General features: G+C 73.9%; 22 protein-coding genes and 1 tRNA gene. 15 read left to right on the top strand and 8 right to left on the bottom strand.

Features of this window, described 5'->3' with window-relative positions; genetic code table 11:
- The first annotated feature begins 25 nt into the window (after positions 1 to 25).
- Positions 26 to 451, top strand: a complete 426-nt coding sequence (locus tag ACN9M0_RS12170; protein WP_426403581.1) for a hypothetical protein — start codon at positions 26 to 28, stop codon at positions 449 to 451.
- A gap of 11 nt (positions 452 to 462) precedes the next feature.
- On the top strand, positions 463 to 651 hold the full coding sequence (locus tag ACN9M0_RS12165) for a hypothetical protein (RefSeq protein ID WP_426403580.1): 189 nt from the start codon (positions 463 to 465) through the stop codon (positions 649 to 651).
- A gap of 69 nt (positions 652 to 720) precedes the next feature.
- On the opposite strand, the gene ACN9M0_RS12160 is transcribed toward ACN9M0_RS12165, so the two are convergent.
- A complete protein-coding gene (locus ACN9M0_RS12160) occupies positions 721 to 1,197 on the bottom strand; it encodes an ArsI/CadI family heavy metal resistance metalloenzyme (protein WP_366035704.1) in 477 nt (158 codons plus the stop codon).
- Positions 1,198 to 1,302: 105 nt separating this feature from the next.
- On the opposite strand from ACN9M0_RS12160, the gene ACN9M0_RS12155 reads away from it, so the two are divergent.
- From ACN9M0_RS12155 to ACN9M0_RS12140, 4 genes are all read left to right on the top strand, one after another.
- Entirely contained in the window at positions 1,303 to 1,692 is a 390-nt protein-coding gene (locus ACN9M0_RS12155) for an ArsR/SmtB family transcription factor (RefSeq protein WP_366035705.1), read from the top strand.
- On the top strand, positions 1,689 to 2,411 hold the full coding sequence (locus tag ACN9M0_RS12150; protein WP_426403579.1) for an aquaporin: 723 nt from the start codon (positions 1,689 to 1,691) through the stop codon (positions 2,409 to 2,411). Before ACN9M0_RS12155 ends, ACN9M0_RS12150 begins: the two co-directional genes overlap by 4 nt.
- Positions 2,408 to 2,827 (top strand): arsenate reductase ArsC, encoded by a 420-nt coding sequence (locus ACN9M0_RS12145; RefSeq protein WP_366035707.1) that lies wholly within the window; start codon positions 2,408 to 2,410, stop codon positions 2,825 to 2,827. The genes ACN9M0_RS12150 and ACN9M0_RS12145 overlap by 4 nt, the downstream gene beginning before the upstream one ends.
- 266 nt (positions 2,828 to 3,093) lie before the next feature.
- A complete protein-coding gene (locus ACN9M0_RS12140) occupies positions 3,094 to 3,558 on the top strand; it encodes a hypothetical protein (protein WP_426403578.1) in 465 nt (154 codons plus the stop codon).
- A gap of 279 nt (positions 3,559 to 3,837) precedes the next feature.
- Here the strand turns inward: ACN9M0_RS12140 and ACN9M0_RS12135 are convergent.
- A tRNA-Arg gene (locus ACN9M0_RS12135) sits at positions 3,838 to 3,910 on the bottom strand.
- A 294-nt stretch (positions 3,911 to 4,204) separates the two neighbouring features.
- Here ACN9M0_RS12135 and ACN9M0_RS12130 point away from each other — a divergent pair.
- The 8 genes from ACN9M0_RS12130 (at position 4,205) to ACN9M0_RS12095 (ending at position 13,326) form a co-directional block, all read left to right on the top strand.
- Entirely contained in the window at positions 4,205 to 5,824 is a 1,620-nt protein-coding gene (locus tag ACN9M0_RS12130) for a dynamin family protein (protein ID WP_399698087.1), read from the top strand.
- A 1-nt stretch (position 5,825) separates the two neighbouring features.
- Positions 5,826 to 7,631, top strand: coding sequence for a GTPase (locus ACN9M0_RS12125; protein ID WP_426403577.1), 1,806 nt, complete (start codon positions 5,826 to 5,828; stop codon positions 7,629 to 7,631).
- Positions 7,632 to 7,778: 147 nt separating this feature from the next.
- A complete protein-coding gene (locus tag ACN9M0_RS12120; RefSeq protein WP_426403576.1) occupies positions 7,779 to 8,225 on the top strand; it encodes a single-stranded DNA-binding protein in 447 nt (148 codons plus the stop codon).
- A 225-nt stretch (positions 8,226 to 8,450) separates the two neighbouring features.
- Positions 8,451 to 9,878 (top strand): LAETG motif-containing sortase-dependent surface protein, encoded by a 1,428-nt coding sequence (locus ACN9M0_RS12115; protein WP_426403575.1) that lies wholly within the window; start codon positions 8,451 to 8,453, stop codon positions 9,876 to 9,878.
- A gap of 310 nt (positions 9,879 to 10,188) precedes the next feature.
- The gene (gene ettA, locus ACN9M0_RS12110; protein ID WP_366035713.1) at positions 10,189 to 11,853 is read left to right on the top strand and encodes an energy-dependent translational throttle protein EttA; all 1,665 of its coding nucleotides are present in this window, start codon (positions 10,189 to 10,191) and stop codon (positions 11,851 to 11,853) included.
- 5 nt (positions 11,854 to 11,858) lie between these two features.
- Positions 11,859 to 12,284 (top strand): acyl-CoA thioesterase, encoded by a 426-nt coding sequence (locus ACN9M0_RS12105; RefSeq protein ID WP_366035714.1) that lies wholly within the window; start codon positions 11,859 to 11,861, stop codon positions 12,282 to 12,284.
- Entirely contained in the window at positions 12,281 to 12,940 is a 660-nt protein-coding gene (locus tag ACN9M0_RS12100; protein ID WP_366035715.1) for a hypothetical protein, read from the top strand. Before ACN9M0_RS12105 ends, ACN9M0_RS12100 begins: the two co-directional genes overlap by 4 nt.
- A complete protein-coding gene (locus tag ACN9M0_RS12095) occupies positions 12,937 to 13,326 on the top strand; it encodes a GNAT family N-acetyltransferase (RefSeq protein WP_399698096.1) in 390 nt (129 codons plus the stop codon). The genes ACN9M0_RS12100 and ACN9M0_RS12095 overlap by 4 nt, the downstream gene beginning before the upstream one ends.
- Here the strand turns inward: ACN9M0_RS12095 and ACN9M0_RS12090 are convergent.
- The 5 genes from ACN9M0_RS12090 to ACN9M0_RS12070 all read right to left on the bottom strand — a co-directional run bounded on the left by ACN9M0_RS12090 (position 13,307) and on the right by ACN9M0_RS12070 (position 21,765).
- Complete coding sequence (locus ACN9M0_RS12090) at positions 13,307 to 13,984, bottom strand: hypothetical protein (protein WP_399698099.1); 678 nt, start codon at positions 13,982 to 13,984, stop codon at positions 13,307 to 13,309. The two genes, ACN9M0_RS12095 and ACN9M0_RS12090, sit on opposite strands and share 20 nt — an antisense overlap.
- A gap of 18 nt (positions 13,985 to 14,002) precedes the next feature.
- Positions 14,003 to 14,962 (bottom strand): ABC transporter ATP-binding protein, encoded by a 960-nt coding sequence (locus ACN9M0_RS12085; protein WP_366035718.1) that lies wholly within the window; start codon positions 14,960 to 14,962, stop codon positions 14,003 to 14,005.
- Positions 14,959 to 17,799: an ABC transporter permease gene (locus ACN9M0_RS12080; protein ID WP_426405296.1), complete on the bottom strand. Its 2,841-nt coding sequence runs from the start codon at positions 17,797 to 17,799 to the stop codon at positions 14,959 to 14,961. Before ACN9M0_RS12080 ends, ACN9M0_RS12085 begins: the two co-directional genes overlap by 4 nt.
- A gap of 44 nt (positions 17,800 to 17,843) precedes the next feature.
- Positions 17,844 to 21,206 carry an FtsX-like permease family protein gene (locus ACN9M0_RS12075; RefSeq protein WP_426403574.1) on the bottom strand — a complete coding sequence of 1,121 codons (3,363 nt, stop codon included), beginning with the start codon at positions 21,204 to 21,206 and terminating at the stop codon, positions 17,844 to 17,846.
- Positions 21,207 to 21,360: 154 nt separating this feature from the next.
- Positions 21,361 to 21,765 (bottom strand): globin, encoded by a 405-nt coding sequence (locus ACN9M0_RS12070; RefSeq protein WP_366035720.1) that lies wholly within the window; start codon positions 21,763 to 21,765, stop codon positions 21,361 to 21,363.
- Between the two features lie 108 nt (positions 21,766 to 21,873).
- Between ACN9M0_RS12070 and ACN9M0_RS12065 the strand changes: the two genes are divergently transcribed.
- A complete protein-coding gene (locus ACN9M0_RS12065) occupies positions 21,874 to 22,830 on the top strand; it encodes a methyltransferase domain-containing protein (protein ID WP_399698107.1) in 957 nt (318 codons plus the stop codon).
- Between the two features lie 3 nt (positions 22,831 to 22,833).
- Here ACN9M0_RS12065 and ACN9M0_RS12060 read toward each other — a convergent pair whose 3' ends face one another.
- Positions 22,834 to 24,216, bottom strand: coding sequence for an FHA domain-containing protein (locus tag ACN9M0_RS12060; protein WP_426403573.1), 1,383 nt, complete (start codon positions 24,214 to 24,216; stop codon positions 22,834 to 22,836).
- Positions 24,217 to 24,225 lie beyond the last annotated feature (9 nt).

Below are 24,225 nucleotides of genomic sequence, written 5' to 3'. Positions count from 1 at the left end.
TGACGGTCCCGGTGAAGGCCACGGCATGATCACGGCGCCCTGCGTCCCCGCGGGGGAACTCCTCGTCCGTCCTCGGATGTGGCCGTCTGTGGTCCTCGTCCTCGTCGTCGCCGTACTGGTTCTGCTCGCGGGTTTCGCGGCGAACGGATTCCTGCGACCGAGACTGCTCAATGAGGGCGACGACACGGGGATGGCCGTCAAGGACCTCGTCGGCCCCCTCCTCACGCTGACCGTCCTGCTCCTGGCCTTCGTCCTGGTCACCGCGAACGGCTCGTACGGGAAGGCCGAGGTCGCCTCGCGCGGCGAGGCCCGCGCCCTGGACCAGCTCGTGGAGACCGCCGAGTACGCCCCCCGCGGCCCAGCGGGCGCGGATCCAGGCCGACGCCGTCTGCTGCGCCCGCGCCGTCCGCATCCATCTGCCTGCCGCGCAGGAACAACCGCGGCCAGCTGATCACGCTCACCGTGATCACCGCGCTCCTGACCGCGACGCTGGTCATCATCCGGGACGTGGACCGGTCGTTCGGCGGCATCATCGACGTGCAGCCGACGGCGATCAGCGAAGCGGAACGCCAGGCCGCCCGCGACTTCCTCGCACACCACCCGGCCACCGAACTGCCCTGCGACGCCGAGGACAACCGCCGCGCGGCCTGACGGGCCTGATGCCGCCCGGTGGCCCGGGTGGTGGCCCGGGCGGCGGGGCGTACGCGCTGACGCGAGCGGTCAGCCGCCGCAGCAACCGGACACTGCCGTGGTGTCGGTCTGAGCCACGGCGGCGGTCCCGCCGGTTCCGCAGCAGGAGGCCGGGGCCGTGGAGCCCTTCTCCAGGGTGTCGGCGTCGGCCTTGACGGCGTACACCTCCCAGGGCTCCTTGCCGGGGCCGGTGACCCAGACCTTGTCCTGGAGGGCGTAGCAGCAGGAGGTGTCGTTCTCCTCGAAGGTCGCCAGGCCGGCGTCCTTGAGGCGGCCGGTGGCGGCGGCGACGTCCTGGGTGGTGGCGACCTCGACGCCGAGGTGGTCGAGCCGGGTGTCGTCGCCGGGCTCGCCCTCGATGAGGACGAGCTTGAGCGGGGGTTCGGTGACGGCGAAGTTGGCGTAGCCGGGGCGGCGCTTGGCAGGTTCGGTGCCGAAGAGCTTGGAGTAGAAGGCGATGGAGCCTTCGAGGTCGGCGACGCGCAGGGCGAGCTGGACTCGGGACATGGCGGTCTCCCATCCGTACGTCCGGGTATCCGGAGGCGGCTTGTTTCGACGTCTGTCGATACAGCCGAGGTTGCCACCGGGATCGACGGCTGTCAATATTGAGGAATGTCGAAACAAGCTGGTCTGCTGCCGCTGGTCGGGCAGGACGACGACACGGTGGCGTGCTGCGCGCCGATGGTCCGCGAGCCGCTGGGCGAGGACGCCGCGGTGGAGCTGTCGCGGATGTTCAAGGCGCTGTCGGACCCGGTCCGGCTGCGGCTCCTGTCGCTGATCGCCTCGCACGAGGGCGGCGAGGCGTGCGTCTGTGACCTGACCGGCCCGTTCGACGTGTCGCAGCCGACGATCTCCCACCACCTCAAGGTGCTGCGCGAGGCCGGCCTCGTCGGCTCCGAGCGGCGCGGGACCTGGGTGTACTACTGGGTCCTGCCCGAGGCCCTGGCCCAGCTGTCCGCGCTGCTGCAGATCCCCGGCGCACCAGTGAAGGCCCAGGCATGAGCGGGGCGACCCCGCTGATACGGCGGGCGGCGGTCGAAGGGCTCGGTACGGCCGCGCTGGTCGCCGTGGTGGTCGGCTCCGGGATCCAGGCCACCGAACTCACCCAGGACGTCGGCCTCCAGCTCCTGGCCAACTGCCTGGCGACCGTCTTCGGCCTGGGCGTGCTGATCGCCCTGCTCGGCCCGGTGTCCGGCGCGCACTTCAACCCCGCCGTGACGCTCGCCGCCTGGTTCGACGGCGAGGGCTTCTCCCTCCGGGAGGCGGCTGCCTATGTCCCCGCCCAGATCGCCGGGGCGATCGGCGGCGCGGTCCTCGCGGACGCGATGTTCGGCCGGCCGCTGGTGGAGCTCTCGACGCACGACCGGTCCGCCGGCCACCTGTGGCTGGCCGAGGCCGTGGCCACGGCGGGCCTGGTCTGGCTGATCTTCGGCCTGACCCGCGCGGGCCGCGCCCACCTCGCCCCTGTGCTGGTCGCCGCGTACATCGGTGCGGCGTACTGGTTCACCTCCTCCACCAGCTTCGCCAACCCGGCCGTCACGATCGGCCGCGCCTTCACGGACACCTTCGCCGGCATCGCCCCGGCCTCCGTCGCCCCGTTCATCGGCGCGCAGCTCGTCGGGGCGGCCGCGGGCCTGGCACTGGTGGCGATCACGTTCGGCCGCCGCCCGACCCCCACCCGTACCGTCGCGGAAGCGGCAGAAAGCGTCCTGGCCTCATGAGCACCCCCAGCACCCCGTCCGTCCTGTTCGTCTGCGTGCACAACGCGGGCCGCTCCCAGATGGCCGCGGCCTTCCTCGCCCACCTGGGCGGCGACCGCGTACAGGTCCGCTCCGCGGGCTCCGCCCCGGCCGCCACCGTCAACCCGGCCGTGGTCGAGGCCATGCGGGAGGTCGGCATCGACATCGCCGCCGAGACCCCGAAGGTCCTCACGGTGGAGGCGGTCCAGGCGTCCGACGTCGTGATCACGATGGGCTGCGGCGACGCCTGCCCCGTCTTCCCCGGCAAGCGCTACCTCGACTGGCAGCTCGACGACCCCGCCGGACAGGGCGTCGAGGCCGTCCGCCCCATCCGCGACGAGATCGAGCGCCGAACCCGGAACCTGCTCGCGGAACTCGACGTCGAGACGCGTACCTGACCTGCGGGGCACATGGGGCGGGGGCACGCCGAGCAGGCCCTCGCCAGGGCAACGCCGAAGCTGCCCGCACCCGCCCTGGTAGCCGCCGACGACCAAGCACTCCTCCCCAGCAGGGCAGTTCACCAGCGCGCAACGCCGGCCTCGCCTGCCCGCAGGCGAAGGCGGAAGAAGACAAGCGGCTGGTGACGCACCTCGTCGGGCCATGCCGACAATGACGGGCGCGCCCGGCTCGACGCGCGGTATGTCCCCCGCGAACAAGGAGGACCATGGCCACGGAACGAAACATCCGGACGAACTTCGCCTTCTACCCTCCCGAGGGGGACGGCGGAGCCTGGCGCGCCACGCCGGCCACACTGGAGCGGGCGTTGCGAGAGGCATACCCCGATCCCGCCATCGGGCACCGGAGTTCCGGTCTCCGCGAGATGACGGTGCTGGACTTCGAGATCGAGCTGGCACCCGGCGTATGGGTGGATGGCACCGCGGCCATGGCCGAGCCCGACTACGCGTACATCACCCTCATCGACGTGACCGCGGACGAAGCCGGCGCCTTCGCCGTCTGGCTGCGGGACTCCTTCGCCCCGGCACCGAACCTCGTACGCTTCGCCAGCAGCCTCGCCATGGCGAACGGCGAGGACACCCCCTCGCCGCTGCCGACCGGATGGGCGCAGGCGGACATCAGCGACCTGCTGCGCCGACACCTCGACGCATTCGACTACGGGCCGGAGGCATAAAGCGGTCCGGGCTTGAACCGGCGCGTGATCGAGTGGCAGCCGCCGAGGACGACCTGAAGCAGCGGATCGAGCAGGCGGGGGAGCTCCCGGACCCGGCCGCGCCGAGAGGCTGAAAACCTTCCCGCGTATTCTCCGCAGCCACCCGCGGAAACCCGGGATCAGCCGGACATCGCCGGACGCGCCCGACCCCGCCAAGGGGTGCGTCCGGCACCTCCGCCGTCCACCGAACCCCGTCCTGACCAGCAAAAAGACCCTCCCGAAGGAGGGTCTTCGCCTATGCGCCCCCGGCAGGACTCGAACCTGCGGCCAAGTGCTTAGAAGGCACCTGCTCTATCCACTGAGCTACGGGGGCCGGGTGGTGGCCGTGTGGCCAGGAGCCCCTGGTGGGTGGGGTGTGGCCTTGCCGGGACAAGGATAGGGCTCCGATCGCCTTGGCCCGGTTGCTTCACCTGCGTGGCACGATGTGGAGGTTCGGTGAAGCGAACCGATAATCGCAGGCAGGTGCGATTCGCGCAGCGCTTTTCGCGCCGCTCGGGGCGGGTGTTGTGCACTCGTTATGCCCGACCTTCCGGTCACCACCCTTCTCTTCGGCGCGCAGGGTCGCAATAGGCTTCAAAAACACTCATAAATTGGGCATTCTTCGCATGTGGTGACCTTGGACGAACGGCCTCAGCTGATCGACGCACTCTCCGCCCTGCGCGACCGAGTCGCCGCCGTGCGTCTCCCACTGCCCCTCCCCGACACGCCCCGCGCCCGCCAGACCCGCGCCGAGTTGCTCGCTCAGCTCGACGACTACCTGGTGCCCCGGCTGAAGGACCCCGACGCCCCGCTCCTCGCCGTCGTCGGCGGATCCACCGGGGCCGGGAAGTCCACCCTCGTCAACTCCCTTGTCGGGCGCCGCGTCAGCGAGTCCGGCGTGCTCCGGCCGACGACCCGGACGCCCGTGCTCGTCTGCCACCCCGAGGACCACCACTGGTTCGCCGGGGTGCGGGTCCTCCCGCAGCTCACCCGCGTCTGGCTGCCCCAGTCCGACGAGGACCGCCCCGTCGACGAGCCCGCCCCCGAGGAGAACGCGCTGCGCGTCGAGACGGCCGCCTCGCTGCCCCGGGGGCTCGCCCTGCTCGACGCGCCCGACATCGACTCCCTCGTCGTCGAGAACCGGCTCCTCGCCGCCGAGTTGATCTGCGCCGCCGACATCTGGGTGATGGTCACCACCGCCTCGCGGTACGCCGACGCCGTGCCCTGGCACCTGCTCCGTACCGCGAAGGAGTACGACGCCACCCTCGTCACCGTCCTCGACCGCGTCCCCCACCAGGTCATCGGCGAGGTCTCCCGGCAGTACGAGGCGCTGCTCGACAAGGCCGGCCTCGGCGACGTACCCCGGTTCACCATCCCCGAGCTGCCCGAGTCCGCGGACGGCGGGAGCGGGCTGCTGCCCGACAGCGCCGTCGCCGCGCTCCGCGGCTGGCTCGCCCACCGCGCCCAGGACCCGGCCGCCCGGCAGCAGGCCGCCGACCGGACCGCCTCCGGGGTCATCGACTCCCTCGACGCCCGGCTGCCCGAGCTGGCCGGCGCGGTCGCCGCCCAGTACGCCGCGGCCGGCCGCCTCGGCGGAGTCGTCGAAGCCGCGTACGGGGAGCAGCGCAAGCGCGTCCGCAAGGAGCTCGGCCGCGGCGCCGTCCTCGCCGGGGACGCCCGCACCCGCTGGCGCGGCTACCCCCGCGACAGCACCACCGAGGAGCTCCTGGACGCCCTCGCCGAGTCCCTCGCCGCCCTCCTCCACTGCGCGGTCTCCGCGGCCGAGGAGCGCGTCCGGGACACCTGGCGCCGCGAACCCGCCTCCGAGGCCCTCGGCCCGCTGCGGACCGGCGGCGACCGGGAGGCGGCGGAGCGGATCGGCGTGGAGGTACGCCGCTGGCGCCGCGTCCTCGACGAGCTGGCCGAGGAGGAGGTGCGGAACGTGGAGCGCCCCTCCGGCTCCCGCAGCGCCGCGCCCGAGCCCGACACCGTCGCCGCCCTCCTCGCCGCCTCCCTCCTCGGCGGCCGCCGGGCCCGCGCCGCGGGCGAGCGGCTCGCCGAACTCCTCGGCGCCCAGGCCGCCCTGCGGCTGCGCGACAAGGGCGGCGACCTGGTCCTCTCGTACGTCGACCGCGTCCTGGACGCCGAGCGCGACCTGCGCCTCGCCCCCCTCGACGCGCTCGACGTGACCCCCGAGCCGCAGGCGGAGCTGATCGCCGCGCTCTCCGTACTGCAGAAGGAGAAGTGACGTGGTGGACGACGACCGGGAGCGCGGCCGCGAGCGCTGGGACGACGGCCTGATCGCGCGGCGCGCGGCCGAGAGGGCCGCCGCCGCGGAGGAGAAGGTGCCGGAGGCGCCGCAGGACGAGGACGACCTGCCACCCCTCGGCGGCAGCTACGGCGGCCCCCTCCGCAGCCGCCTCGACGCCCTCCACGAGCTCGTAGGGCTCTCCCGTACCCGCGTCGAGAGCGAGGCCCTCGCCGAGGCCGGACGCGTCCTCGACGAGGCCGCCGCCCGTCAGCGGCTCTCCTCCCGGCACACCGTGATCGCCCTCGCCGGGGCCACCGGAAGCGGGAAGTCCACCCTCTTCAACGCCCTCGCCGGCGTGCCCGTCTCCGAGACCGGCCTGCGCCGCCCCACCACCTCCGCGCCCATCGCGCTCAGCTGGTCCGAGGGCGCCGCCGGGCTGCTCGACCGGCTCGCCGTCCCCGGCAGGCTGCGCCGCCGCCCCCTCGCGGGCGGCGCGGGCGACACCGAACTCCAGGGGCTCGTCCTCGTCGACCTGCCCGACCACGACTCGGCGGTCACGGCCCATCGCGACCAGGTCGACCGGGTCCTCGGCCTCGTCGACGCCGTGATCTGGGTCGTCGACCCCGAGAAGTACGCGGACGCCGCCCTCCACGAGCGCTACCTGCGGCCGCTCGCCGGGCACGCCGAGGTCACCTTCGTCGTCCTCAACCAGATCGACCGGCTCGGCACCGAGGCCGCCGACCTCGTCCTCGACGACCTGCGGCGCCTCCTCGACGACGACGGCGTGGCGCTCGGCGAGCACGGCGAGCCCGGTGCGACCGTCCTCGCCGTCTCCGCGCTGACCGGCGACGGCATTCCCGAACTCCGCGAACTCATCGCCCGGTTCGTCCAGGAGCGCACCGCTCCCGAACGCCGCCTCGCCGCCGACGTCGACGCCGCGGCGACCCGGCTGCGCCAGGCGTACGTCGCCGACGGGCGACCCGGCCTCGACGAACGGGCCCGGGACGCCTTCACGGACCGGCTCGCCGCCGCCGTCGGCGCCCACGCCGCGGGCGAGGCCGCCGAACGGGTCTGGCGCCGGGGCGCCATCCGCGCCTGCGGCACGCCCTGGCTGCGGCTCTACCGCTGGTACGAGCGGCTGCGCGCGCACGGCTCCACCGACCCGCACCTCGAATCCCCCGTCGAGGACGAACTGACGGCACGCCAGCGCGTCGAGCAGGCCGTACGGATCGTCGCCGACGAGGCCTCGCGCGGGCTCCCGGCGCCCTGGGCGCAGGCGGTGCGCGAGGCGGCCGCGCGCGGGGCCGAGGGGCTGCCGGAGGCCCTGGACGAGCTGACGGTCTCCATGGGGGACCCGGCGGCCCGGCCGCCGCGGCCCTCCTGGTGGCCCGCGGCCGTCCTCGCCCAGGCGGTGATGACGCTCCTGCAGATCTTCGGCGCCCTGTGGCTGATCGGCCAGATCGTGGGTGTGGTGGAGCCGGGGCTGCTGCCGCCGGTCCTCGTGATGCTCGGCGGGATCATCGGCGGTCCGCTCGTCGAATGGGCCTGCGAGGGCGCCGTGAAGGGCCCGGCCAGGCGGTACGGGCAGGAGGCCGAGCGCCGCCTGCGGGAGGCGGCGGCGGCCTGCGGCCGGGCCCGGGTCCTCGACCCGGTGGCGGCGGAGCTGATGCGCTACCGGGAGGTGCGCGAGCAGTACGCGACGGTGGTGGGCGCGCGGCCCTCGGTGGCCGCCCGGGTCGTCGGCGGCGGCCGCTCCGGTACGACACGGCTGGGCGCCACGAGGGCGGGGGTGCGGGGGAGGTAGGACGCTCACCCGGACAGGGCTCGCCACCCTTCCGGGTGAGGGAGTTGTCCCCCGGCGCGCGGCTGTCCACAGGCCCGAGCGGGATCTTTCCGGCCGCCCCAGCATGGTTCTCACGGAGCAGTACGACGTGAGGGTGAGGGCGGAACCATGAACGACACGACCGTGACGCTCGTCGGCAACGTGGCGACGGCGGTGGAGTACCGGGACACGGTGGCCGGCGGGGTGGCCCGCTTCCGGTTCGCGGTGACCGCGCGCCGCTGGGACCGGGAGAAGGGACTCTGGTCCGACGGGAACACCAGCTTCTACACGGTGTCGGCCTGGCGCTCGCTCGGGGCCAACCTCGCCGCCTCGGTCTCCGTCGGGGAACCGCTCGTGGTGCACGGCCGCCTGAAGGTCCGTGAGGAGGAGCGCGACGGGCAGCGCAAGACGTTCGTGGACGTGGACGCGGTGGCCGTGGGGCACGACCTGAGCCGGGGGACGGCCGCCTTCCGGCGCGCGGCGCGGGCGGAGTCCAGGCCGGCCGAGCAGGACCCGTGGGCGGTGGCGGCGGAGGAGGGGGCGGCGGTGACTCCGCAGCTGGTAACCACGTCCTGACCTTGCGTGGTGGGGATTTGTCGACCAACTCGCTTGCGCGATAACAATTCCGAGTCGGAATGGTTATCTGACCGTATGACAGGGCACCGGGGGGTTCTGCGTCCCTAGGATTCCCGGATACTCATGTGGCACGTGAGCCCATTGAGTCTGTGAGTTCTGCTGGCGTGCGCTCCCCCCACGCGAATCGACCAAGTTCGCGGAGCGACTCGCCCGGAGGGGAATCCAATGTTTTCAGTTCGTGGGCGTGGTGTTGCCCGCCTGGCAGCCACGATCCTGGTCTCCGGCCTCGTCGCGACCGGTGCGATAGCGACCGCCGGTCCGGCGCTGGCCGATGAAGGCGCCCCGGGCACCGGCGGTGTCATGGCGAAGTTCCGCGGCATGACCGACGACGCCGGCGCTGTCGAGATCACCGAGAAGGACGGCACCAAGTGGCCGGTCAACGGTGGTCTGTTCAAGATGGAGGTCGAGGGCGGAGGCACCCTCTTCACCTACTGCATCGACCTCCGCACCGGGGCGAAGCGCGACTTCGACTACAAGGAAGTCGGCTGGGACGAGTCCTCCCTGCACAACAACGGCAACGCGGGCAAGATCCTCTGGATCCTGGAGAACGCCTACCCGAAGCTGTCCGCCGACACCCTCGGCGGCAAGGTGGGCGCCGACCTCTCCAAGCAGGAGGCCGCAGCCGGCACTCAGGCCGCGATCTGGACCCTCTCCGACGACGTCGTCGCGACGCCGAAGGACGAGGACGCCGAGAAGCTGAAGGAGTACCTGCTGGAGAAGGCGGTCGAGCTCGACGAGCCGACGGCCTCCCTGGGCCTCTCCCCGGCCACCGTGGCGGGCAAGGCCGGCGACAAGCTCGGCCCGATCACCGTCACCACCAACGCCGAGACCGCCAAGCTCGCGGCCGCCCCCGGCGCCCCCGCCGGCGTCAAGGTCGTCGACAAGGACGGCAAGGCGGTCACCGAGGCCAAGAACGGCGACCAGGTCTACTTCGACGTTCCGGCCGGCACCGCCGACGGCACCGCCGAGCTGACCGCCGAGGCCACCACCAAGGTCTCGCTCGGCCGCGCCTTCGTCTCCGTCGACGGCCCGTCGCAGACCCTGATCCTGGCCGGCTCCAGCGACTCCACGGTCACCGCCAAGGCCTCCGCCACGTGGGCCAAGAAGGGTGCCGTCCCGTCCGTCTCGGTCGCCAAGGACTGCGCCAAGGGCGGCCTGGAGGTCATCGCCTCCAACAAGGGCGACGAGGCCTGGACCTTCGACCTGAAGGGCACCTCGTACACGGTCGCCGCCGGTGAGACGAAGACCATCACGGTCCCGCTCGCCGAGGACGAGGCGTACAAGTTCACGATCACCGGCCCGAACGGCTTCGAGGAGACCTTCGAGGGCGTCCTGGACTGCAAGACGGCCACCCCCGGCCCGAAGCCGTCGGAGACCCCCTCCACCACCCCCTCGGCGACGCCGTCCACCCCGTCGACCACGGGCGGCACCACCGGTGACACCACGGGCGGCACCACCACCGGTGGCGGCGACCTCGCCGAGACCGGCAGCTCCAACGCCACCCCGATGATCGCCGGCATCGCCGCCGTGCTCGTCGTGGTCGGTGGTGGCGCGGTGTTCTTCCTCCGCAAGAAGAAGACCGCCGGCCAGTGAGCCAGGCACCGGGTGCCGGGCCCACGCCCGGCGCCCGGGCCGAAGCCCGGCCTCATGGAGTGAGCCGCTGACCCCGCGGAGTGATCCGCGTCACACGCGCCCCGCCCCGTGACCCCCGCACGACCCCGGACCGCACCCGCGCCCGGGGTCGTCGCACGTCCACGCCCCGAAACGGCTTCCTTCCGCCCTCGGGAGCCCCTCGCGGCCCCCTCCGCGGCCCCGCTTCCCGTCTTACCGGTTTCCGCCTGAGGGTGGCGGTCAGGCAAGATGGGGTGTATCTGCCCACTCACTCCTTGCCGGACGGTTTCTCTTGGCTGAGTACATCTACACGATGCGCAAGACGCGCAAGGCGCACGGCGACAAGGTCATCCTCGATGACGTGACGCTGAGCTTCCTGCCGGGCGCGAAGATCGGTGTGGTCGGCCCGAACGGTGCCGGTAAGTCCACCGTTCTGAAGATCATGGCGGGCCTGGAGCAGCCGTCCAACGGTGACGCGTTCCTGTCGCCCGGCTTCACCGTCGGCATGCTCCTGCAGGAGCCGCCGCTCGACGAGTCGAAGACCGTCCTGGAGAACGTGCAGGACGGCGCCGCCGAGATCATGGGGAAGCTGCAGCGCTTCAACGAGGTCGCCGAGCTCATGGCGACCGACTACTCGGACGCGCTCATGGACGAGATGGGCAAGCTCCAGGAGGACCTGGACCACGCCAACGCCTGGGACCTCGACGCCCAGCTGGAGCAGGCCATGGACGCCCTGGGCTGCCCGCCCAGCGACTGGCCGGTCACGAACCTCTCCGGTGGCGAGAAGCGCCGCGTCGCGCTCTGCAAGCTCCTCATCGAGGCGCCCGACCTGCTCCTCCTCGACGAGCCCACCAACCACCTTGACGCCGAGTCGGTGAACTGGCTGGAGCAGCACCTCGCCAAGTACCCCGGCACCGTCGTCGCCGTCACCCACGACCGGTACTTCCTCGACAACGTCGCCGAGTGGATCCTTGAGCTCGACCGCGGTCGCGCCCACCCGTACGAGGGCAACTACTCCACCTACCTCGAGAACAAGGCGACCCGCCTCAAGGTCGAGGGCCAGAAGGACGCCAAGCGTGCGAAGCGTCTGAAGGAAGAGCTGGAGTGGGTGCGGTCCAACGCCAAGGGGCGTCAGGCCAAGTCCAAGGCCCGTCTCGCCCGCTACGAGGAGATGGCGGCCGAGGCCGACAAGATGCGGAAGCTGGACTTCGAGGAGATCCAGATCCCGCCGGGCCCGCGTCTGGGCTCCATCGTCGTCGAGGTCGAGAACCTCTCCAAGGCCTTCGGCGACAAGGTCCTCATCGACGATCTCAGCTTCACCCTGCCGCGCAACGGCATCGTCGGTGTCATCGGCCCGAACGGCGCCGGCAAGACCACGCTCTTCAAGATGCTCCAGGGTCTGGAGACCCCGGACTCCGGCTCCGTCAAGGTCGGCGAGACCGTCAAGATCTCGTACGTCGACCAGAGCCGCGCCAACATCGACCCGAAGAAGACGCTGTGGGCGGTCGTCTCCGACGAGCTCGACTACATCAACGTCGGCCACGTCGAGATGCCCTCCCGCGCCTACGTCTCCGCGTTCGGCTTCAAGGGGCCGGACCAGCAGAAGCCGGCCGGTGTGCTCTCCGGTGGTGAGCGCAACCGCCTGAACCTCGCGCTCACCCTCAAGCAGGGCGGCAACCTGCTGCTCCTCGACGAGCCCACCAACGACCTCGACGTCGAGACCCTGGGGTCCCTGGAGAACGCCCTCCTCGAGTTCCCGGGTGCGGCCGTGGTCATCTCCCACGACCGCTGGTTCCTGGACCGGGTCGCCACCCACATCCTCGCGTACGAGGGTGACTCCAAGTGGTACTGGTTCGAGGGCAACTTCGAGTCGTACGAGAAGAACAAGGTCGAGCGGCTCGGCCCGGACGCGGCCCGCCCGCACCGCGCCACGTACAAGAAGCTGACCCGAGGCTGAGGTCAGTGACCAGGCACATCTACAGCTGTCCCCTTCGCTGGTCGGACATGGACGCCTTCGGGCACGTCAACAACGTCGTCTTCCTGCGGTACCTGGAAGAGGCGCGGATCGACTTCATGTTCCGGCTGGCGCCGGGGGACGGTTCCCCCTCGTTCTCCGGCGGGTCCGTCGTGGCCCGGCACGAGATCGACTACAAGCGGCCGCTGGTCCACCGGCACGAGCCGGTGACCATCGAGTCCTGGGTCACGAAGATAGGCGCGGCGTCGCTGACGATCGCGTACGAGGTCAAGGACGCGGACGTCGTGTACGTCCGGGCGTCCACGGTCGTCGTGCCCTTCGACCTGGAGGCGCAGCGGCCGCGCCGGATCACCTCCGAGGAGCGCGAGTTCCTCCAGGAGTACGTCGACGACGGGATGTCGTCCGCCGCATGACCGTGCTCGCTCCGCTGCACTTCGCCGACGCCAGGGAGGCCGCGGCCCTCGCCGCCTTCCTCACCCGGCTCGTCCACTACGACCGGGCCGCCGCCGTCCGCCTCCAGGCGGGCGGCGGGGCGCTTGCCGTCTTCGGGCGGCCTCCGTCGTTCGAGGTGCTCGCGATCCGCACGGCCCGCCTCGTCGACGCCGTGGACCTCGACGTCACCGTCTCCGCCGGCGAACTCCTCGACGGCATCGAGGAGTCGGCGGGCAAGGCGGTCGTCCCCGACTCCGTGACCGGCCCGCCGTGGACCGGCGTGCTCCCGCCGCGCGCCGGCTGGGAGCCGGTTCCCGGCCTTCCCGACGTCCCCGGGATGCGGGGCGCCGTCGCGGCCGCCGTCCGCGAGTTCCGCGCGCGGGACGAGGAGCTGCCGGAGGAGCAGCGCACCCGGACCGGGCGCGACGCCCTCGGCCGCGAGATCTGGTCCCGGACCCTCGGCGCCACCGGGCTGCCGCTGCGTGCCGTGCACGCCGCCCAGTCGCTCGGCTTCCTGCCGCCGGGGGAGGCGCCGGTGGCCCTGTTCGCCTCCGGACCGTGGCTGCGGCTGCGTACCCCGTACGGCTCGATCGCGCTGCGTACCGTACCGATCGCGATGGGTCTCACCCCTCGGTGATCGACTTCCGGGTCGACGGGCCGCTCACCGGGGACGAACTCAACACCCTCTTCCACGACGCCTGGCCCGGGCACCAGGACACCGACTTCGGTCCCGTCCTCGCCCGCAGCCTGCTCCGGGTCACCGCCCGCCGTGCCGGGCGGCTCGTCGGTTACGTGAACGTCGTCGGGGACGGCGGCGTCCACGCCTTCCTCCTCGACACCACCGTCCACCCCGACGAGCGCCGCCAGGGCCTCGGCGTCGCCCTCGTACGGGCCGCCGCCGAGGCCGTCCGCGAGCGCGGCGCGCACTGGCTGCACGTGGACTTCGAGCCGCACCTCACCGCCTTCCACGAGCGGTGCGGCTTCCGCCCGACGGCGGCCGGGCTCATGGACCTGACCGGCTGAGCCCCTCGTCGCGTCCCTCCCCGGCGATCGCGGCCACCGAGAGCGCCGCCGAGAGGACGAGCAGGGAGGCCGGGATCACGGGGGAGCCGTGGTCCTCGTTGTCGCGTGCGAGGACCGGGTCCATGCGGTGGGCCGGGTCGTAGGCGATCCGGACCGCCCCGCCCGTCGCGGCGATCCGCTCCTCGGCCGAGAACTCGGTGGGATAGCCGCCGACGCAGTCCAGCGTGTGGTGGTACAGCGTCTTGGCGGGGGGTGCGCCCTCGCCGAAGGTCGGGTGGTGGGTGACCCGGACCTCGCCCACCACGACGCAGTCGGCGACCGCGCCCCGGACCGCGGAGTCCCGCGCTTCCACCCAGACCGCCGTCAGGCCCGCCAGGATCAGGACGGCCGCGGCGATGCTGCCGCCCTCGCGGAAGAGCGCGTTGTGCGCCAGGAGCGCGGCGGCGGTCAGTGCGAGGCCGCCGCCCACCGCGAGGACCGTGGGGAGGCCGTGCGGGCTGCGGAGGTTCCAGCCCGCCCACTGCCACAGGAGCGCTCCGGCGACGGCGGGCACGAGCAGCGCCCCGGCGTACGGCACGGCCTTTCCCATGAGCACCCCCGTGAACGACTTCGGCAGTCGGCCGGATCCGTGGGTGGGGACGCCCTTTCCGCCGTGCACGGTTGCGCCGCTCCGGCCTCAGCCCTCCGCGTCGTCCGGCCACACCCCGATGTGGTCCTGCTCCAGCTCCAGCGCCACCCGGTGCTCCATGCCGAGGGCCTGGGTGTACTCCGCCGGGAGCTGGAGGCGGCCCGCGCGGTCGAGCATCGCGTACTCGCGCGCCACCATCGACTCCTGGCCCAGCTCGTCGACCTCCGTGCGGCGCAGCACCTCCGAGGAGGTGCGGCCGTCGCGGATGGCGACGGTGCGGCGCACCTCGGAGGCGACCGCCTGGTCGTGGGTGACGATCACGATCGTCGTGCCCAGCTCCTCGTTGGCGCGGCGGAAGGCCGCGAAGACCTGCTCGCCCGTGGCCGAGTCCAGCTCGCCCGTCGGCTCGTCGGCGAGGAGCACGGCCGGGTTGTTGGCCAGGGCGACCGCGATGGCCACCCGCTGCTGCTGGCCGCCGGAGAGCTGGTGCGGCCGCCGGTCCCGGATCTCCGCGATGCCCAGCATGGCGAGCAGCTCCTCGGCCCGCTCCGCCTTCTGCTTGGCGCGACCCCGCAACTGCATGGGCAGCGCCACGTTCTGGGCGGCCGTCAGATACGGGAGGAGGTTCCGGGCGGTCTGCTGCCAGACGAAGCCGACGACCTCGCGGCGGTAGCGCAGCCGCGCCTTGCCGTCCATCCCGAGCAGGTCGCAGCCGGCGACCCGGGCCGCGCCGGCGGTCGGCACGTCCAGTCCCGCCAGGATGTTCATCAGCGTCGACTTGCCGGAGCCCGAGGCGCCGACCAGGGCCATCAACTCGCCCTCCTTCACCAGGAGGTCGAGCCCCTGGAGCGCCTGTACCTCCACCCCGTCCGTGGTGAAGATGCGGACCAGGCGGTCGCAGGCGATGAGCGCGTCATGACCGTACGAGGGCCGGTCGCGGTGCGCGGTGGCCCGCCGCTCCAGCTCCTCAAGAGTCGTGTCGGACGGGGCCGTGTCGGTCTTCGTCATCGTGCGTCTCCTGCCCTGAGTTCCTTGATCGAGCTCCTGCGTCCCGCCCACCACGCCTGTCCGGCCGCCGCGAGCGCCGTCAGGACGACGACGGCGAGCGCGGGCAGCAGGAGCGACCACGGGTCCGCCCGCAGCGGGGCGCTGTCCAGCGGGGCGAAGCCCGGTGCCGTCGCGAGCGCCAGCCGGAACAGGTCGATGCCCGGGGCGAGCAGCGGCACCGTCGCCCAGCCGACGAGGATGCCGCCGAGCGCCGCGAGGACCGCCTGCGGCAGCGCCTCCAGGCCGAGCAGCCGCCGCGCCTGCTTCCGGGTGAGCCCCATGGTCCGCAGCCGGGCGAGGAGCGTGGTCCGCTCCGGCGCGCTCTGCAGCAGCGAGAGCAACACGGCCACGACGGCGAAGGCGGCGCCCGCGCCGATCGCGCCGAGGTAGATCTGCTCGGCACCGGACTGGAGCGGCGAGTCCACGTACGTGGCCCGCTCCTCGCTGCGCAGCTTCACGACGAGGGAGCTCGACTTCCCCCGAGCCGACTTCGCCTGAGCCGACTTCGCCTTCACGACGGCGCGCAGCGCGGCACCGTCCACCGGTCCCGTGACGAGCAGCGAGGTGTCCGCCCGGTGGGTGAGGTCGGCGCCGTTGACGAGGAGGAAGTCGGCGTCGTCCAGGGCCGGGGTGGTCGAGCGGACCGCGACCACCTTCACCCGGAAGACACCCGCCGCCGCGATGATGTCCATGGGGCCCTTGCCGAGCCGTTCGGCGACCGACGGCGAGGCGATCGCGGGCAGCACCCGCTCGGTGTCCGCCACGGCGTCCTCGCCGCCCCTGCCGGTCGAGGCGAGCAGCCCGGCGGGGAAGGGGCCGAAGCCGGTCCGCTGCGCGAGCCGGGTGTACGAGGCGGGCTCGACGCCCACGAGCGCCGCGCTCATCGGCTGGACGGCGGTCCCCTGGGTGGACGGCAGGGAGACCCCGTACTCGGACTGCACCGCGGCCACGTCCCGTACCCCCTTCAGACCGCGCACCGACTCGGTGAGTCCGGCGGGCAGCGGGGTCCACTCGATCGGGCTGCCGATCCGGGCGTCCGCGCCGGTCGCGAGCAGCGCGGCGCGGTCCCGGGCGTCGGCGACGCCCGCGAGGACCGAGCCGCCGAAGGCCGCCGTGGTCAGCGCGAGGACGAGGGCGAGCAGCGGGAGGGTGCCCGAGGACGGGGCGCGCCCGGCGCGGGCGAGGGCCAGCGGTCCGACGGCACCGCGCAGTCTGCGGGCCGGGCGGGCCAGCCACCGCAGGGGCAGCGGGTAGACCCGTACGAGGACCATGGCGGCGATCAGGCCGACGAGCACGGGGGCGGCGCTCACCAGGTGGTCCCCGGAGTCGCCGGTGCCGCGCAGCCGCAGCGAGACGACCGCGCCCACGGCGAGGACGAGCAGGGTGAGTTCGAGGACCGTGCGGCGCCGGGAGGGGCGCGCGGTGAGCAGGTCGTCGCGGCCGCCGTGAAGGCGCGGGCGCCGGTGCAGGACGACCGCCCGCACGGGGAGGACGAGCATCGCGAGCAGGGCGACGAGGGCGGCGGCGAGGACGGAGGGGCCGAGGGGGATCCCGCCGGACCCGCCGTCGGGTGGCCGGACGGTCGCCACCGCGAGGCCGAGGGCGAGCGCGGCGGCCGGTACGGCGACGGCCGAGGTCTCGCCGAGCAGCCGCAGGCCGATGCCGGTGAGGGAGGCGCCGCGGGAGCGGAGCAGCGAGAGTTCGCTGTCGCGGCGGGCGACGAAGAGGCCGCCGGTCATCGCGAGGACGACCGCGGCGACCGCGCCGATCCCGAAGACGGCGACGGCCACCACCGGGTCGATGGCCTCGCGCATCGAGCGGTAGGAGCCGACGATCTCGTCGAGCTGTGTGGCGAGGGCGGCGTTGGCCTTCACGGTCTTGCGCATCTTGACCAGGTCGGGTCCGCCGGTCGCCGAGTCGAGGGCGGCGTCGAGCCGGTCGATGTCCCGCCCGGTGAGGTGGCCGGCCTCCGGCATGTACCGGAAGAAGACCTCCGGGGCGCCCGTGGTGGACAGCACGGCGGGCGCGGAGGTGGGGGACAGGATCAGGGCGGCCTGCCAGTAGTACTTGATCTCGTCGCCGATCAGCGGGGTGAGCGCCGGGGTGTGCAGCAGCGGTTCGACCGCCCAGTAGGGGGACTCGGGGGCGCGGGGCTCCACGATCCCGGTGACCGTGACGGCGATCGGCACCACGCTGAGCTTGCTCGGCACGTGCACGACGGAGCCGGGCCTCAGGTGCAGTGACTCGGCGGTCTTCGCGGTCACCACGGCTTCCGGGGCGTCGGCCGTGCCCGCGGCCGGCCGGCCCTCCCGCAGCTTCGCGTTCTCGGTGAGGGCGGACGGCGCGGAGAGGAGGAACTCGGGGGGAACCCCGTCGGGCGCGGGCAGCCAGGGGTCGGTTCCCGTGAGCCGCTTGACCGTGCGGACGCCGTGGAAGCTGTGCTCCGGGTCGGTCAGGATCGGCGCGGGGAACAGGGCGCGCACCGCCTCGCGCTGTCCCTGGAGGAAGCCGGGGGCCAGACCGGGGCCGTGCTCGGACACGGGGATGGTGTAGGTCAGTTCGAGGACGGTGTTGCGGGGCGCGGCGGTCCGGACGCCGTCCCGGAGTCCCTCGGTCTCGTACCGGTCGACGGCACGGGGCAGCGCGGCCGCGAGGTACGCGGTGACGAGCACGAGCAGGGCGAGGGAGGCGGCGGCCCAGGGCGCGGTCCGCAGCCGGGTCCGCACCCAGGGCGCCACCGCGCGGGCGGGCTTGTCGGACCGGGGCATGTCGGGGGCCTTCCTGCGCGCGGCGGGCATGTCGGTGCCGTCGTCGTTGTCGCTGTACGGGGCGGTCGGCGGCATCAGTTGTCCCCCTGGTGGCGCAGGGTCACGGCCGGGTCGGTGCGGCGCAGGGCGATCCCGGCGACGATGGCGAGCGGCAGGGCGGCGACGCCGGCGAGGAGCAGGGCCACCTGGCCGAGGGGCAGTTCGACGAGGACCGGCGGGACGGGCCGGGTGGCCTGGCCGGTGAGGACGACGAGCGGGACGACGGCCCGGGCCAGGACGGTGCCGAGGCCGATGCCGACGAGCAGGCCGATGCCGATGAGCAGGCCCTGTTCGGCGGCGACCAGCCGGGCGAGCTTGCGGCGCGGTGCGCCGAGCGCCCGCAGCACGCCGAACTCGGCGGAGCGTTCCCGCATCGCGCCGGCCGAGCCGACCGCGAAGCCGACGGCGGCGAGCGCGGCGGCGGCCGCCGCGACCGCCATCAGGGCGGCGTTGGGGCCCGCGCCGAGCGGGTCGCCGAGGAGTTCGGCGGCGATCTCGTCGCGTACGAGGACCTGGGAGGGGTCCGTGTCGGCGCGGGCGCGCAGGGCCTTCGCGACCTCGTCGGTGCGGCCGGGGGCGGTGGTCAGCCACCACTCGCCGGGCGGCAGGGTCACCGTCCCGTCGGTGGCGGAGGAGAGGTACTGGTTGACCGCGGCCAGGTCGAGGAGGACCGCGCCGCCGTCCTCGGGGGTGGCGATGCCGCTCGCGGCGGAGTCGGTGCGGGCGCCGGGGCCGGTGGTCGGCAGCTCCTTGACCACCCGGTCGACGGTGGCGTCGACCTGGCGGCCGTCGATGTCGACCTCGATGAGGTCGCCGGGCTCGGCGCCGGTCGCGGTCATGAAGGTCTCGGTCGCCACGGCCGAGAGGCGTTTCGGGGCCTTGGGGGCGGGGGCGTCCAGCCGCAGGGCGAACTCCGAGGGCGCGAGCTTGCCGTCCCCGACGGGGATGCTGGTGAGGGCGAAGGAGACGGAGTACGGGGCGGGGCGACCGCCGGGCCCGGCGCTGCCGGTCCGTCCGTTCGCGGCGCCCTCGGTCGTCTCCCCGTTGAGGTAGGCCAGCTCGAAGGCGGAGGCCCAGGGGGTGAGGACCTGCGCGGGGTCGTGCGTCTTCGTGCCGCCGTCGGCCCCGGTGGTGGTGAAGCTCTCGACGTGCAGGGTCCGCGTGTGGTCCGGGCCGTCGGCGATCGGCCCGGCGAGCTCCAGGCCGATGAGGGCGAGGCGGCCGCCGGAGCCGTGGGCGTCGTCGGTGCCGGGCACGGCGGTGAGCGCGCCGAGGTCGAGGCTCAGCCGGTGCGTGCGGCCGTCGGACGGCAGCGATCCCACGGCCTGCCGGTACGGGATGCCGCTCGGGTCCGCCAGGACGGCCGTGACCCGGGCCTCGGGCGTGCCGGCGGGCGCGGAGGTCCGCAGGTCGAGGGCGAGCGTGCGGGTGCCGGCGGGCAGCGGGAGACCGGGGAGGCCGGTGGACTTCGGGGTCAGCGGGGCCAGCAGTGACGGGACGGGCACGCCGGAGAGGTCGGGGCGCAGCAGCAGCCCGCCGGCGTTGCGGGTGTCGACGGCCAGGACGGCGGCGTTCTTCCCGGACACGTCCATGCTGGAGCGGTGCACCGGGGCCACGGCCTCGACGCCCGGGACGGCGGCGAGGCGTTCGGTCTGCGTCGGCTCGCCGGGTCCCGCGCCCAGCACCCGGATGTCCGTACCGGTGCGGAAGTCGGCCTGGTCGCGCTGCGAGCGCTCCCACGAGCCGCTCTGCCCGATGGCCAGCATGCCCATCGCCACGGCGAGGACGAGGAGGAGGACGGGGCCCGCGCCGCGCAGCGGCCGGCGGCTGAACTGCCAGCCCGCGAGGGCGGCGGAGAGACCGCGTCCGCCGGCCGCGCGCCGCTCGGCCAGCTTGGCGGCGGGCGGCAGCAGACGCAGCGTCAGGACGGTGCCGGCGAGCAGGGCGAGGGCGGGCGCGGCGATGAGCACCGGGTCGACGGAGCCCCCGCCGGCCTCGTCCGCGCCGAGGGTGCCGCCCGCGGAGGCCGGCCGCTGGAGCTGCCAGTAGGCGACGGCGGCGATGGCGAGGAGGCCGATGTCGGCCCCGGCCCGTACCGGACCGGGGAGCGCCGCCGAGCGGGCCTTGCGGAGCGAGACGACGGAGCCGTCCCCGGCGGCGAGCGCGGGGGCCACGACGGCCGCCGCGCAGCACAGCGCGACCAGGGCGGCGACCAGCCACACCTGGGGTGAGGGGGAGGTGTCGAGGCGCACCCCGAGCGAGGAGAGCGCGGACCGCTCGGCGAAGAGCCGGGTCAGCGGGCCGGACAGGAGCGGGGCGGCGAGCGCGGCGGGCAGGGCGAGCAGCAGGGCCTCGGCGGCGGCGAGACCGGCGATGCGGCGCCGTGAACCGCCGCGGGCCCGCAGCAGGGCCGTCTCGCCGGAGCGCTCGGTGCTGAGCAGCCGGGCGACGAGCAGCAGGGCGTACGCGGCGAGCAGCACCAGCTGCACGGCGACGATCAGGAGGGTGGAGCGGGAGACGAGCAGCGCCCGCTGGGTCTGGTCCAGGACGGTGGGGAGCGCGGTCGACGCGGAGATCGTCGTGCCGAACTTGTCGGTGGCGTCCGCCAGCGCCTTCGGGCCTTCGGTCGCCGTGGTCCGCAGGGCGTCCATCCGGTCCGTGGTGAAGCCGGTGAAATCGGCGGAGCCGAGCCAGGACGTGTCGCCGGAGCTCAGCGCCCCGGAGCCGAGGACGGCCGGGTCGACGAGCAGCGGCCCGTACGTGGTGAACGCGACCGTGCGCACGCCGCGGCCGCCCGCCGGGTCGAGCTGCCAGTACAGGTCACGCGTGTCGACGGGCCGGTAGACGCCGGTGACCCGGGCCTTCACCTTCCGGTCCTTGAGCCGGTCGGTGAGGTCGAGCACCGTGCCGGGGCCGACCTTGAGCCGCCGGGCGGCCTCCTCGGGCAGCGCCGTCTCGACGACGCCGCCGGCCCGGGCGGGCGCGGGCCAGGAGCCCTTGACGAGCGAGAGCCGCGAGCGGTCGAGCGCGGCGAACTGTGTCAGGTCGGGGTCGCCCTGGCGGGCGGCGGGCGGCTGGAGACTCCGGGGCAGCGCGTACGGCCCCGAGAGCTCCAGCCGCCGTACGGTCACCGGCAGCCCGTCGAAGGTCTTCCGCATGCCGTCCGCGACGGCGGCGTCGGCACTGGCCCGTTTCCCGGCCGGCACCTGCCCCCGCACGAGCATCGAGGCGGCGGCCGCGGACCGGCCCCGCAGTCCGGCCTGGAGCGCCGCGTCCCCGATCGCGCCGGAGAAGGCGGCGAGGGTGGCGAGCACCGAGGTCGTCAGGAGCACGGCGAGCAGCGCCGCGGCGAGCAGCAGCCGGTGTGCCCTGACACGCAGAAATACGAACCCCGTCACCCATCCCCCTGGCCCCCGCTGAAGTTTCCTCGGATGCTTTCAGAGGGCACGCGTCGCTGGTAACCGCTTGCACACGGACCTTGATGGGATCGTGACCGTTAATCGGCGTTCCGTGTCCGGAACGTTTCAATCCGTGCTTCTGGCCGGGGGTCTGCTAGTTCGCGCTGTTCACCATCGAAGCCGCCGCGTACGTCAGGTACCGCCACAGCTCGCTCTCGTGCTCCGGCGCGAGGCCGAGGGAGTCGAGGGCGTCGCGCATGTGGCGGAGCCAGGCGTCGTGGGCCGCCCGGTCCACGGTGAACGGGGCGTGGCGCATCCGGAGCCGGGGGTGGCCGCGGTGGTCGCTGTAGGTGCGGGGGCCGCCCCAGTACTGCATCAGGAAGAGGGCGAGACGCTCCTCGGCCGGACCGAGGTCCTCCTCGGGGTACATCGGGCGCAGCAGCGGGTCCCCCGCGACCCCCTCGTAGAAACGGCGGACGAGACGGCGGAACGTCTCCTCGCCGCCGACCTGCTCGTAGAAGGTCTGCTCCTGCGTCGTTTCCCCGGGAATCTCGTTCACCGTTCCATCGTCTCAGATGACCCGGCCGAGGACCGGAGGCTTAGGACCGTCCCCGGACCGCCCGTACGGCCGCTCGCCCGGGGCCCCCGAGGGCGGGAGAGTGGACCCATGGACGAGTTCGCCGAGGCCGGCGCGAGGGAGCGGCGCGCGCTCGTGCGGGAGATCGAGGAGGACGGCCTGCTGACCGACCCCGCCTGGCGGGCGGCCTTCGCCGAGGTGCCGCGCCACCTCTTCGTCCCGTACTACTACGTCTCCGCGCCCGGCGGCTACGAGCGGCTCTGGTCCGGCGACCCCGAGCCGGAGCGGCGGGACCGCTGGCTGCGCGGGGCGTACGCGGACACGGCGATCGCCACCCGGGTACGGGACGGGGACCTGGTCTCGTCCGCGAGCCAGCCCTCCCTGATGGCGCTCATGCTCGACGCCCTGGACGTACGCGACGGGCACGACGTCCTGGAGATCGGCGCCGGCAGCGGCTACCACGCGGCCCTGCTCTGCCACCGTCTCGGCGAGGAGCACGTCACCACCGTCGACCTCGACGAGGAGATCGCCGAATCCGCCCGGACCCATCTCGCGGCCGCCGGGTACCGGCCCGCGGTGCTCGCCGCCGACGGCGCCCGCGGCTGCCCCGAGCGCGCCCCGTACGACCGGATCGTGGCGACCTGCGCGGTGCCCTCCGTCCCGTACCCCTGGCTCGCCCAGTGCCGGCCCGGGGCGCTCGTCCTCGCCCCGCTGTCCACCGGGCTGATCCTGCTGCGGGTGCGCGACGCCGGGCACGCGGAGGGACGGTTCCTCGCTACCTCGGCGTACTTCGTGGCGCTCCGGGGCGTCGGCGCCCGGGCGTCCCAGGGGCCGCGCCACGGGCCGGGCGCCGACGAGCGCTTCCTGTTCCTGTGGGGGCTGATCGGCGGGGCGGGGCCCGACAGGCGCGAAGCGCTCTCGCTCTGGCTGCGCGAGCGGCGGCCGGAGCGGGAGCGCTTCGGGGTGACGGTCAGCGGCGCCCGTCAGTGGGCCTGGCTGGACGACCCCGCGGGGCCGTACGCCTGGCCCCTGCCGGGGACCGTCTGACGGTCAGGCGAGACGGACCGTGATCGTGGTCCAGGCGCCGACGTGCACCCGGTCGCCGTCCTGGAGCTGGACGGGGACGTAGGGCTGGATCGGCTCCTCGCCGCCGTTGACCGTGGTGCCGTTGGTGGAGTTCTGGTCCACCACCGCCCACGAGCCGTCCGGCTGCTGCACGAGCACGGCGTGCTGGTGCGAGACGCCCGGGTCCTCCGGCGGCACCGACAGGTCGATGTCGGGGGACTCGCCGGTGGAGTGCCGGCGACGGCCGATGGAGACCTGGTTGCCCTGGAGCGGCAGGTGCTTGTCCGGCGAGTACGCGGGCAGGTTCAGGCCCGTGGCCTCCGGGCCGCTGCGCTGCATCATCGCCATGAAGTACTCGCGGTCGGGGCCGATGACCGCGGTCCAGCTCAGCGGCTGCTGCGGCCGCGGGGGCTGGAACTGCTGCGGAGGCTGCTGACCCTGGTGCTGCGGAGGACCCTGATGCGGCTCCTGGTGCTGCGGGGGCCCCTGGTGCTGCGGGGACCCCTGGTACGGCGGAGGCTGCGGCGCCTGGTGCTGCTGCGGAGGCGGCGGGGCCTGGTGGGGCGGCGCCTGCGGGGCCTGGTGCTGCGGCGGGGCCGGCGGGGTCTGCGGCGGCTGGTGCTGCGACGGCGGCGACAGGACCCAGTCGTCGTCCGCGCGCGGCTGCGGCGGCGCGGGCGGGGCAGGGGCCTGGGCCTGGAGGTACGCCGGCGGCGCAGGCGGCTGCTGCTGCGCCGGCGGGCGCTGCGGCGGGGCCTGATGGTGCGTGGGCTCGGCGCCCAGCGGCTCGGCCGGCCGGTTCACCTGCGAGGGCCGCGAGCCCTGGTAGCCGAACGGGTCCGGCTGCGGGGGCTGCTGCTGCGGAGGCGCGGGCGGCGGGGACTGGAAGCCCGGCGGCAGGTTCAGTCCGGGCGGCGGCCCGGGCTGCTGCGGCGGGGCGTTGTGCGGGGCCAGCGGCGTGTACGAGGTCGCCGTGTTCGTGAGGAAGTTCCAGCGGCACTCCTCGCAGAACGGCGCCATGTGCTCCCGCGGGGTACGGCACTGCGGGCACAGCTCGGCCTGGGCCGTCGCGTTCGGGTCGCCGGTGTGGCCGAAGCCGCCGGGAGCCGCGGGGGCGCCGGGGCCGTAGCCTCCCGGAGCACCGGGAGCACCCTGAGGAGCACCGGGACCACCCGGACCGCCGGGCGGCGGGCCCATCGGGGGCTGGCCTGCACCGGGCTGGGGGCCGGGGTATCCGTACGCGGGGGGCGGCGGCGGGGGAGGCGGCGGTACGGCACCCGTCGGCGCACCCGCCCCGGCCATGCGATGGCCGCAGACCTCGCACCAGTCGTCGGAGACCGACTGGTGTCCGTTCGGGCAGGTCGGCATGTCGGTGCT

Source organism: Streptomyces sp. R-07, from assembly GCF_049913175.1.
In the GTDB taxonomy this organism is placed as follows: domain Bacteria; phylum Actinomycetota; class Actinomycetes; order Streptomycetales; family Streptomycetaceae; genus Streptomyces.
The sequence above is the reverse complement of the archived record's forward strand: the minus strand, read 5'-3'. Positions and strand labels throughout refer to the sequence as shown.